The 10,912-nt window shown below is 39.6% G+C and carries 11 protein-coding genes; 5 read left to right on the forward strand and 6 right to left on the reverse strand.

Annotated features, from left to right (window positions below; all coding sequences use genetic code 11):
* Positions 1-109: 109 nt before the first annotated feature.
* Positions 110-280 carry a hypothetical protein gene (locus EFY79_RS21660; RefSeq protein WP_199727607.1) on the reverse strand — a complete coding sequence of 57 codons (171 nt, stop codon included), beginning with the start codon at positions 278-280 and terminating at the stop codon, positions 110-112.
* Positions 281-293: 13 nt separating this feature from the next.
* Here EFY79_RS21660 and EFY79_RS21665 point away from each other — a divergent pair, with 13 nt between their 5' ends.
* From EFY79_RS21665 to EFY79_RS21020, 5 genes are all read left to right on the forward strand, one after another.
* Positions 294-482 (forward strand): hypothetical protein, encoded by a 189-nt coding sequence (locus EFY79_RS21665; RefSeq protein WP_199727608.1) that lies wholly within the window; start codon positions 294-296, stop codon positions 480-482.
* A gap of 90 nt (positions 483-572) precedes the next feature.
* Positions 573-746 (forward strand): hypothetical protein, encoded by a 174-nt coding sequence (locus tag EFY79_RS21670; RefSeq protein ID WP_394338875.1) that lies wholly within the window; start codon positions 573-575, stop codon positions 744-746.
* Between the two features lie 907 nt (positions 747-1,653).
* On the forward strand, positions 1,654-3,438 hold the full coding sequence (locus tag EFY79_RS21010) for a sensor histidine kinase (protein ID WP_123122728.1): 1,785 nt from the start codon (positions 1,654-1,656) through the stop codon (positions 3,436-3,438).
* Positions 3,439-3,464: 26 nt separating this feature from the next.
* Positions 3,465-4,085, forward strand: coding sequence for a response regulator transcription factor (locus EFY79_RS21015; protein WP_123122729.1), 621 nt, complete (start codon positions 3,465-3,467; stop codon positions 4,083-4,085).
* A gap of 228 nt (positions 4,086-4,313) precedes the next feature.
* A complete protein-coding gene (locus EFY79_RS21020; RefSeq protein WP_123122730.1) occupies positions 4,314-5,357 on the forward strand; it encodes an NAD(P)-dependent alcohol dehydrogenase in 1,044 nt (347 codons plus the stop codon).
* Positions 5,358-5,455: 98 nt separating this feature from the next.
* On the opposite strand, the gene EFY79_RS21025 is transcribed toward EFY79_RS21020, so the two are convergent.
* From EFY79_RS21025 to EFY79_RS21045, 5 genes are all read right to left on the reverse strand, one after another.
* Positions 5,456-5,740, reverse strand: a complete 285-nt coding sequence (locus EFY79_RS21025) for a YciI-like protein (protein ID WP_123122731.1) — start codon at positions 5,738-5,740, stop codon at positions 5,456-5,458.
* A gap of 79 nt (positions 5,741-5,819) precedes the next feature.
* Complete coding sequence (locus tag EFY79_RS21030; protein ID WP_123122732.1) at positions 5,820-6,338, reverse strand: ester cyclase; 519 nt, start codon at positions 6,336-6,338, stop codon at positions 5,820-5,822.
* Positions 6,339-6,512: 174 nt separating this feature from the next.
* Complete coding sequence (locus EFY79_RS21035) at positions 6,513-7,412, reverse strand: glycerophosphodiester phosphodiesterase family protein (RefSeq protein WP_123122733.1); 900 nt, start codon at positions 7,410-7,412, stop codon at positions 6,513-6,515.
* Between the two features lie 27 nt (positions 7,413-7,439).
* On the reverse strand, positions 7,440-10,010 hold the full coding sequence (locus tag EFY79_RS21040; RefSeq protein ID WP_123122735.1) for a phosphocholine-specific phospholipase C: 2,571 nt from the start codon (positions 10,008-10,010) through the stop codon (positions 7,440-7,442).
* Positions 10,011-10,036: 26 nt separating this feature from the next.
* Complete coding sequence (locus EFY79_RS21045) at positions 10,037-10,711, reverse strand: GDSL-type esterase/lipase family protein (protein ID WP_123122734.1); 675 nt, start codon at positions 10,709-10,711, stop codon at positions 10,037-10,039.
* Between the last annotated feature and the right edge of the window lie 201 nt (positions 10,712-10,912).

Below are 10,912 nucleotides of genomic sequence, written 5' to 3' on the forward strand. Positions count from 1 at the left end.
ATTTTTTTCAAACTCTTTACAAACTTATTAAAACAAAAAATGGAGAATTCTTCAGCTCTTTAAATCTTAAATTTGGTTTTTAAGGGTTGACTAACTATGTGTGTAGCACCTACTGCACATAAAGGCTCAGCAACATATCGCCCATCACCTGCTGTCCTTTTCTACCGAGTACATAAGTCCTGAACCAATACTTTTTGCCTGGTATCAGCCCTTTGATGGCACAGCGGCTTGTAGTACAACTGGTCTTCACCCATACACTTTCCTCTGTAGGCGGATCCATGGTGTACTCAAAGTTGAAGGACGACACCACTTTCTGGCCATTCACCCTTACCTCCAGTTCGCCGGAATTGATACCATATCCACAACAGTCATGGGTTTATTCTATTAATGTCAACACTAATTTAAACCTGGGCAATAAATGGAGCTTCCAGGGAAATGTAAATTATCTTTCCAAAAGGCCCACCACACAGGGAGAGGATTAAAGATTTCTTTCACCGAATATTTCTTTAAAGAAAAGCTTTCTGAAAAACAGGTTTACGGCAAACCTGCAATGGCAAAATATAGCTTTGGGCATGAAAGAAGAAAGTAACCGTCAAAGAATAACTACGAGTGGTAAAGATTTTTATACCACCACGAACTACATTTATGAAACAGATGTGCTGATGCTTAACCTGAGCTTCAACCTGATTAAATTTACAACCAAAAGCAAGCTGCCCAAAAGCGAATTTGACGAGAAGGAGTTTTAGGTTTTACGAAGCAACAAACTGCAAAAAAATCTTTTGTAAAAACCGGATTAATAATATTATTTTTAATCGTTTTTATAATTTAAGATTTAAAAAGACTGATGAAAAATTTTACAGAAGAAAGAATTTAGCAGTTCAATTTCCACATTTCATTTTTCTTTTTTTAGAACATAACCTCAGAAAAACGTACTGTTTTAAATCTTCGTTACTACCAAACAATGAAGATTTACTTAATCCAATTATTGTAATCAGAAAACCGGTAAAATAAGAATCCGCTCTATTTGTTCCTTTACTGTCGTTTTGCAATCGCACCCTGAACGAGGCTAATTATTATTTGGATTTCTTTATTCAAACTAACCAGCTATTTTATTTATTCTTTAAAATTATCAAAATGCAACTGACTATTACCAATCTTTCCAAAACGTATTCAAATGGAACCTAGGCCTTGAAAGGAATTGACCTCGTAATGAATGCCGTAGAGACAAGGCATGCCTTGTCTCTACCACATGCCTTGTCTCTACATTTAATTTTCATTTTTATAATTTTTTTCTTTAATATTACCTGAAAATCGTATCCTTCTCAACGACCACAACTTTAAAATCCCATTTTTCTTAAGTGTTGGCAAGGGGCTTCAAAACGGGTAAACTGGAGCCAGAAGCAGCTAAGTGAGAATGTTGATTTCTTATTCATCATTGAGCCAACCAAATCAAACGTTAGCGTTTTACATATCAATAGAAATATTTTTTCACCCCATGAAACGAAAATAGAAAACATCGCTATTTGTTTGTTTACTACACTATGAGTCTCAGCCTTGTGCCGCGGATAGCCTGAGAGCAGCTACGGTTAATAATAACAATCAACAGCCGGTGATTTTCCGTGTTTACAATACCTCAAACAATAATTTATCGGTATGTTATGCTGTAGGCTGAAAATATTCTACCTTATTCTCGTTTGCTGTTACCTGGATAATGCAGCAGCCCAAAGCGGAATTGCACCGCTGCCACTTAACCTGTTAAATGCAGATTCACTAAATGAAGTAATTGAAAAAAATGAAAATGAAGAGAACTACAAAATATTAAGCGCTCTTTACGGCGGTATGTACATGTATTATTGCGAATCACACGACAGGGAACTGGCTATAAAGTACGCAATGAAAGCAGAACAGTACGCTTTAAAAGCGGGCGATTCCGCAAGATTTTATTTTACCGAAGTAAAACTTGGCGAATTTTCTACTGATGCGCATGCTTATCAGGCAGCTAATTCCTATTATCAAAATGCATTGACACATTACCGCAATAGAAAACATTTTGAAATGCTGTTTCATGTGTATGGTGGTTTAAGCAGGATAGCTTCTATGCAAGGCGATATTGAGAACAGGGATAGGTATGATTCGCTGGCAGTTGAGGCGAATGCAAAAGGAAAGGATACTTTGGCGATGGTTATTTTAAACGATATTAAAATCAGGAACCTTATTGACAGCAACAGGCTGAATGAAGGCATCCTTCTTGCAAAAAAAAATTTAGGCTTAATTGATAAAGCGCAGACTTTTGGCAGTGGCAATGCAGTAAGGCAAATAAGAAGAAGAATAGCATTCAATTTTTTGGGCGAGTGCTACAACAAATTAGGAGACTATAAAAGCGCGATCAGCTATTTAACGAAAACGGTGAGTACTAATGAAGATATTGATTTTAATGACCTTAACATTTCCCGTTATCATTTGTTGATAAACAGCTTTATATCGTCCGGACAAAAAGACAGCGCGATAAAGTATTGTGATATGCTGGCCACAAAAATTTATAAAGCTCTGGAGAATGCAGACCCGGAAAAATTAAATGAAATTTCAACAAAATACGAATCGGTAAAAAAGCAGAAACAGATAGAGCAATTGAAGCTGGAAAATCATCTACAGCAATTAACGGTTTCGTCACAGCGAAAATTAAACATTGCTTTTATAGTGATTTTCGCCTTCCTTTTCATCACCGTTTATTTTATGATAAGAAATTTTCAACACAAAAGAGCGCTACAATTAAATTCTGAAAAGCAAAAAGCCGAACTGGGCAGGCAACAGGCCATTCAAACTGAACGCAACCGGATATCATCCGAGCTGCACGATGATTTGGGAAGCGGCCTTTCTACAATCCGGTTGATGAGCGAGATGATGAAGCAGGGATTAGGGAAAGGTGACATTGAACTTCAATTGGATAAAATTTCAGATTCATCAAAAGAACTGGTGCAAAAAATGAATGAAATTGTTTGGGCGTTAAATATGAATAACGATAATCTTCAAAGCTTGTTGTCGTATATACGGCAATATGCCGCAAAGACTCTTGACGCTGTTAAGATTGATTGCAGTATAACCATGCCTGAAAATGTTCCTGAAATCACTTTGTCGGGCAGTGAAAGAAGAAATATTTTTTTGATCGTAAAAGAATGCATCAACAATATTCTTAAACACAGCAGGGCAACGAAAGCCGGATTAGAAGTATCGCTCACAGAAACGCTTTGCATTTATATTAGTGATAACGGAATTGGATTTAGCTGCATGCAAAATGCAGTTCATCATTTTGGAATTGATAATTTAAATCAAAGAGCAAAAGAGTTGAACGGAAGAATTGAATGGGTTCAAAACAACGGAACACACGTTAAGATACAAATTCCAATAAAAGAGCTCTCAAACAAAAGTGTTACTTCGTAGGATATCCTTTATTTTATTTTTACTAAATGATTAGCGTAGTCATAATAGAGGATTTGGAGGATTACAGAAACGGTCTTGTAAATTTAATTAACTGGACCGAGGGATATGAATGTGCCGGCGCTTACGCAACTGCTGAAGAAGCAATCAGCGCTTTGGCTGCCGTACATCCGGATGTTGCTTTAATTGATATAAGATTGCCCGGCAAGAGTGGTATTGATTTGGTGGAATTGATTCATAAAAATTTTCCATCAATACTCTGCATGATGTGCACAGCTTATGATGAGGATGAAAAAGTTTTCAAAGCATTAAAAGCAGGCGCTTATGGCTACCTTCTTAAATCAACACCACCTGCGGAAATACTTGATTCCATTCAGCAGCTCGTTAATGGCGGCAGCCCGATGAGCAGCGATGTGGCAAGAAAAGTGATCGCTTCTTTTCAACTTCCTGAGCAAAATAGTGATACTGAAAATTTAACCGCAAGAGAAAAACAGGTGCTTACACTTTTATCAAAAGGATTGCTGTATAAAGAAATAGCAGCACAGCTCTCTATAAGTATTGATACAGTTAAAAGACATTGCTTCAACATTTATGAAAAACTTCACGTAAGTAACCGCACCGAAGCAATCAATAAATTTTACAGACATTAGTTCAGTTAATCTTCTACCACAAAAGTGCTATTGCATTAAGGCTTTTTGAGGGAGTAAATTTGATAGCAATTTCCATGGCTTTCATTTGTATTTTTTGCCATGTGTATTGCCTCTCTATCAATTAACACATTAACTGAAGAAGCTAAAAAAAACTGCAAAAAAATATCAAAGGAAAATAATTTTTCCACAGAACAAGACTGACCATATTAACTCTTTAAAAATTCCATTATGATAGCAACTAAATCTTATGCAGCGCAAAAAGCCGGCGATACGTTAGCGCCTTTCAATTTTGAAAGAAGAGATCCGGGACCACATGATGTGGAAATTGATATTTTATACTGCGGTGTTTGCCATACGGATATTCACCTTGTGAATAATGACTGGGGCATTTCAGTTTATCCAATGGTGCCAGGCCATGAAATTATTGGACGGGTTGTTTCTGTTGGTGAGCATGTAAAGAAATTTAAACCCGGAGATACCGCGGGAGTGGGTTGCCTGGTTGATTCGTGCCGTGATTGCGAATATTGCAATGAAGGGCTGGAGCAATACTGTGCCAATGGTTTTGTACTCACCTACAGCGCTTATGAAAAAGATGGGAAAACCATTACGCAGGGCGGATATTCTTCAAAGATTGTGGTGGATGAAAGATTTGTTTTGAAAGTCGATAAAAGACTTTCGCCCGAAAAAGCAGCGCCGCTTTTGTGTGCTGGCATCACCACGTATTCTCCTTTGAAACAATGGAAGGTTGGCAAAGGACATAAACTCGCAATTATTGGATTGGGTGGGCTTGGACACATGGCAATAAAATTTGGTGTTTCATTTGGCGCAGATGTCACTGTTTTAAGTACCCATGAAAATAAAAGAGCAGATGCATTAAAATTAGGCGCTCATAATTTTGTTGTTACCACAGATGAAGAACAATTAAAAACCGTCGCCAATACTTTCGATTTCATATTGAATACGCTATCAGTTCCACATGACTATAATAAATATGTTGGATTGCTGAAAACCGGTGGCACAATGATTTGTGTGGGCCTGCCTACCGAACCCATGCAGGTGCCTTCATTTAACATTGTATTTACCAGGAGATGTATTGCAGGTTCCTTGATCGGCGGACTGCCCGAAACCCAGGAAATGCTTGATTATTGTGCCGAAAATAATATAACTGCAGACGTAGAGGTAATACCCATTCAATACATACAGGATGCATATAAACGAATACAGAACAGCGATATTAAATACAGGTTTGTTATTGATATGAAATCGTTATAAAAAATTCCCGTGTACGTGTGGCCGTTATGTTGGTGAATCGAACCTCAGACCTATATATGCGGTGTGCGGTTATTGGCTCGCTGTTCATTTTTTAGATATCAGTCGTTGCCAATAACCACCGTCCATAAGCGCACATGCCATTCGGTAACCAATCCGTTTTTGACGTACGGGTCATTCTTTGCAAACGTTTCGGCAGCCGACTCGCTTTCTCCTTTGAAAATTAAAACGGCGCTGTCGACCGGGTTAGCCAGTGCACCGCCGAGGATCAATGTTCCCCTGTCAAAAGCTTGCTGCGCTAATTGTAAATGCTCCTGGCGGTAAGGCTGGCGCCGCTCCGGAAAATTATCGACGGTGGTGTAAAACAAAATATAGTAATTGTCCATGTTGCCATTTAAATAAAATACGGTGCCTGTTTAAGCAAGGTTTAGTCCTGCTTATGACTTCACTGATGATTGTAAACTGCTACTTTTTCGTGCTGTCTTTGGGCATAGGCTGGTTCATCATTTTCATCATGTCATTCGGATCTATGAATGACCAGTGTTCTGTGGCTTTCGCTTCATTATTGAACTTTACCACATCCACTGCGCTCATGTTGAACGGGCCGGGAGGCATGCCCATAGCCCCGTCAGAAGTGCCAGACATCTTCATCCATGCAAATACATAATCGTTATCGGCCACTATATGTACCAATTCATTCTTCATGTCTTTGAAATTATCATGCATCATCGTAATGCCAGCTTTGAGGCTATCTTTTCCTTTAACATCGCCGTGGTCGGTGTGATCAACAAAATCGTCAGCTACCACACTATCTACCTTGCTCACATCTCCCGATTGGAAGGCATCGCTTACCGTTTTAAAAGCAGCAATATTTTTTTGCGCTTGTGAATTTTCCTGGCTATTTGCGGTTTTGTTTGTTTCGGAATTACAGCCGGTGAAAATGAGATAACAGGCCATGCTTATGGCAAAGATTGATCGTTTCATGGCAAAAGGTTTTAGTGGGTCATAAATATACAAAAGTTATATTAAAAAATAATTTGATTAGTAATTTTTTATGCCTATCATCTGATTGAACAAATTGGGTAAATTGTCACAGCAGGTATTCGGGAAATCAGTAAATCACGTTAAACCTGAGGTGCTGACAACGCTGAATTCTTATTATTTCAATTCTGCATATAATTCCGGGTAATCGGTAATAGCGCCGTCAACGCCCATGTCTTTTAGCTTCTGAAGTTCTCCCAATGTATTGGGTGTCCACGGAATTACTTTAATATGCTCTTTATGAAAAGCTGTTACCAGTTCGGGAGTGAGTAAAGTGTATTGAGGGCTGAACACATCGGGTTTAAAACCAAGCTCATCGATATAGCCTTCCACTGTTTTTTTATTGGATGCCATAACGAGAAAAGAGGTTTCGATTTTCGGATATTTATCATGTACGATCCGTAAAGCTCTTACATCAAATGATTGAATCATGGTGCGGGGCGCAATGCCTTTGTCAATAATAATTTTCATTGCGGAGTCTACATATTCCTGCAAGTTAGAATACGCTTTTCCATCATCTGCCGGGCTTGTCTTTAATTCAATATTATAATGATTTACATGGTTTTTTGTTTTCGCATACGCTTCCACAGAATCTATGAGCGTGCTTAATAAAGGCCTCACTGCATGAATTTTCTTTTGTCGCGGAAAGCCTGGATGTGGCTTCAGGCCTACATCGTATTTAGCTACGCTGTCGTAAGGCATATTGTATATCAGGCGGCTGCGACCATCCTCTTTTGTCATCGTATCTCCTTCAGGCGTTAGGCTGAAATCACTACTGAAATAAGCATCGTGCGAAACAACAATTTTTTTATCCTTTGTCATTTGCAAATCCATCTCCATCGTGCAGTCGTAATCAATGGCATTCTTTTCTGAAACGATCGTGTTTTCAGGCATCAGGCCACGGCCTCCGCGATGCGCCTGCCTGTCAAATGCTGTATCATCTTTGTGTTGGTTCGTTTCGCTGCACGAAACCAGTAAAGCCATAAATAATGCAAAAAATAATTTTGTATACTTCATCTTACGAAAACTTTTTTAAATAAATTTTTAGACGATCATTCTTCCCATAAATGGATCAGTAAAAGTTTCTTTTCCTGTCTCTACACGGCCTGCAAAGCGCCGGGAGAAATAAGGATTGCCTTTTACCGCAATTGAAAAATCGTACCAGCCGTAGCTTGGCTTTAAGTTCAAAACAATGATTTCTTCGCCTGTGCTTATCTTTTTAAAAACCGGCTTTTGTTTGTAGGCATTATCCGTGATTTTGACATCCAAAGCCTGGCCTGCATCCGGATTAGTGACTTTTAATTCTATATTTCCGGTCAGCGATTTTTTTGAAAGCCTGCTGCTTTGATAACCGCATTCTATACTGATATCCGGATCATTTGCATTGCCCTGAAATTCCCTGAAAAATCCATTAGGTCCATACACGCGCAGGTGATAATTAGCGTATTCAAAATTAGATAATGGCCATTCTTCCTGCAAGGCATCTCCGGCTTTTACTGCATAGTGCCATGTCCGTACCGGCTCAAACACTTTAGGGCCGCCGCTTTCACTCTCTATAGAAAGATATTTGCCCGGCGCATACACGTTAAACGGAGAGCCTGCCGCCCGATCGCCAAAAATTTTATTTTGCGCCTGAAGGTTAATTTGAAATGTTGTTTTGTCGTCGCTGAGCCTGCCATCGGCATATAACTCATATGGCAAGGGATTCGCAGGGGCTATTCCCTTTTCCTGTTGAGACATTAAACCTGAAGCTGATCCCTGCTTATTAATTTTTGCAATTTCGGCCGCGGTTAATTTTTTAAAATTGGAAGGTTCTTTCTTAAACTTCGCGTTGTAGATTTTTTCAACAAGCGGATCTCTTTTCAGAAAAGGAAGGTTTTCTTTTTTGTCTTTTTCATATACCGAAAAAGCAGAAGTTAAATCGCCGCAAACCGTACGCCGCCATTCGCTGAGGTTCGCCTCCTTAATATTTTTATTATATTTTTTATTGAGAAAATCTTCTAAAAACTGAAGGGTGGAAGTGTGGTCAAAAACTTGCGAACATACTTTGCCACCGCGGCTCCAGGGTGAGGCAACGATCATGGGTACACGAAAACCTAAACCGATAGGCCCTGTGCGCGCATTCTTATTTGAAATGCCTTCGCTGATTTCCTGTTCGCGGTGAATAAATTCTACGCCGCTTGTGTTCACACCGGCAGAGCATTTGCCTGTTTTTGGATCTTTAGGATCGGGCGCTACGAACGGGGGAATATGATCAAAGTAGCCATCGTTTTCATCATAGGTAAGAATGAAAATCGTTTTCTTCCATACTTCGGGATTTTTTGTGAGGATATCCAGAATTTCGGAAGTGAGCCAAACGCCATACCACGGCGCACTTGGATGATCAGAAAAATTTTGAGAGGGCACCAGCCATGAAACCGTTGGCAAATTTCCGGAATCTACGTCTTTGCGAAACTGGTATAAATAATCGCCCTTCGGAACCGAAAGCTCTCTTTTTACACCATTGTCCTCATAATTTAATGTAGTCAGATTATGATAATCCGGGTCTCCTTCGTTTGTAGTAAATGCTTTTTCATAAATATTTTTTTGCTGCTGCGAAAGCTTTTCAAAATTCTCCCTGCTCCATTTTACCAATTGTTCATTGGTATCTTTCAGCACTTCTTTCTTTTTTGCAATTTCTTTTTGCAATTTTTCATAACCCGCGTCTGAGCGTTCCATCGCGTTGAATTTTTTTTCAAGCTCAGCAATAGTGCCCGGCAGCGACTCAGAAAGATTTTTTAAACTTTCAACATAACGCGGAGAAAATTTTACATTAAATTGAGTTAAAAATTCCAGGGGGTTACAGCCGAAATTTCCAAGCCAGGCTCTTTCATCTCCTTCAAAGCCGCCGCCGGAGGTAATGTCGTTCTGGTATACTTTCCACGAAATATCGTTCTCCTCGAGCCTTTGCGGAAAAGTTTTCCAATTGCCGGTTCCCCAAGGCACGTCGTTATTAATAAAAGCTTTTGTATCGCCGGTTTTTTCATTGCGTATGGTGCCGCTCCAGAGATAAAAACGATTGGGCCAGGTGCTGCTCATCACCGAACAGAAATTCTGATCGCAAACTGTGAAAGCTTCTGCCATCGCATAATTAAATGGCAGGTCTTCGCGCACATAATGGCCTAGCGTCATCGGCATATCTGCATATTTTTTATTTCCTGGCCTTTTAGCATTCAACCACTGATCATATTTTCCGCGGTTATCCGCATCTACCTGGCTGGGCCGTGAGTGCGGCACAGAGCCCATCCACGTAATTTTTGTATCATGAATATTAAACCGGAAAGGGGCGTAGGTTTCGCCTTTGGCATTGCTTTGCAGCCATACTAAATTTTTATCCGGCAAGGTGATGGCGCGCGGATCATTAAAGCCACGAACACCGCGCAATGCGCCAAAGCAATGATCAAACGAACGGTTTTCCTGCATCAGGATGACTACATGTTCTGCATCCAAATAAGAACTTCCGGGCTCAGGATTAATCATTAAAGCCCGTTGAATAGAAGCGGGCACCGTGCCGGAAAGCCCTGCGGCTGCTGATAACAGCATTGATTTTTTTATGAATTCTCTCCGTGTATCCATAGTAAATGAATTTATATTGCCATTTTTTATTTCAGGTATTTTTTCAAAACAGCGGCCCACACCTTGTAGCCTTCCGCATTGGAATGAAGGCCATCTAAGGTAAATTTTTTATCGAGCTTATTTTCATTATTTAAAAAATGAGGATATAAATCGATCACTTCGATGTGATACTCTTTGCCAATCTTTTTGATTTGATCATTCAGCCATAAAATATGCTCGTCCTTGTTGTAATGATTTTTGAATTGGGTAAATTCATTATTAACCGGCATCAAAGTTTGGAAATAAATTTTGGTTCGGGGAGAATTTGCCTGGATTTGTTGCACAATCCGGCGGTAATTATTAGCGATGATGCTGTCGGGAATATTGCGTGATACATCGTTGATGCCAATCAAAATAAAAACCTTTTCCGGCTGGCCTTCCGTTACCTGGTGCAGCCTTTCTAATACGCCAAAGGTAATATCGCCCGAAATGCCACGGTTACGTACATGGCACATTCCAAGAAGCTCGTTCCAGTCTACCCGGTCGGTGATGCTGTTTCCAAGAAAAACAATATCTTTTTTTGACTTGGGATAACTTTCGTACAACTGCACTTTAAATTCATAAATGCCCGGCCGGTACGTGCTGTCCCATTTTGCCGCCTGGCCATTGCTTAAATAAAATGCGAAACAAAGCAGCGCAACAAAAAGCGATTTTCTTTTCATAAAAAAATTTGGAAGATGAAGCGTAATAAAATCAGCTATTCCTAACCGATTAGTATAACAAAATTCTTCCGGGTTTTTTAGTTCCCGGAAGAATCGTATAAGACAATTTAGTAAGTAAACCCAGGCATCGCAGCCTGAGATTCTGTTAGAACGGTACGTAACAGTCTCCCGTTATACCGCTCCGATTTTCCAACCGTTGGT

Source organism: Hanamia caeni, assembly GCF_003721595.1.
GTDB lineage: Bacteria > Bacteroidota > Bacteroidia > Chitinophagales > Chitinophagaceae > Ginsengibacter > Ginsengibacter caeni.

Excerpts from the sequence above, each read along its gene's own strand:
- EFY79_RS21660 (WP_199727607.1), bottom strand. The coding sequence starts at position 280 with ATGGATCCGCCTACAGAGGAAAGTGTATGGGTGAAGACCAGTTGTACT.
- EFY79_RS21670 (WP_394338875.1), top strand. The coding sequence starts at position 573 with ATGAAAGAAGAAAGTAACCGTCAAAGAATAACTACGAGTGGTAAAGAT.
- EFY79_RS21010 (WP_123122728.1), top strand. The coding sequence starts at position 1,654 with ATGTTATGCTGTAGGCTGAAAATATTCTACCTTATTCTCGTTTGCTGT.
- EFY79_RS21015 (WP_123122729.1), top strand. The coding sequence starts at position 3,465 with ATGATTAGCGTAGTCATAATAGAGGATTTGGAGGATTACAGAAACGGT.
- EFY79_RS21020 (WP_123122730.1), top strand. The coding sequence starts at position 4,314 with ATGATAGCAACTAAATCTTATGCAGCGCAAAAAGCCGGCGATACGTTA.
- EFY79_RS21025 (WP_123122731.1), bottom strand. The coding sequence starts at position 5,740 with ATGGACAATTACTATATTTTGTTTTACACCACCGTCGATAATTTTCCG.
- EFY79_RS21030 (WP_123122732.1), bottom strand. The coding sequence starts at position 6,338 with ATGAAACGATCAATCTTTGCCATAAGCATGGCCTGTTATCTCATTTTC.
- EFY79_RS21035 (WP_123122733.1), bottom strand. The coding sequence starts at position 7,412 with ATGAAGTATACAAAATTATTTTTTGCATTATTTATGGCTTTACTGGTT.
- EFY79_RS21040 (WP_123122735.1), bottom strand. The coding sequence starts at position 10,010 with ATGGATACACGGAGAGAATTCATAAAAAAATCAATGCTGTTATCAGCA.
- EFY79_RS21045 (WP_123122734.1), bottom strand. The coding sequence starts at position 10,711 with ATGAAAAGAAAATCGCTTTTTGTTGCGCTGCTTTGTTTCGCATTTTAT.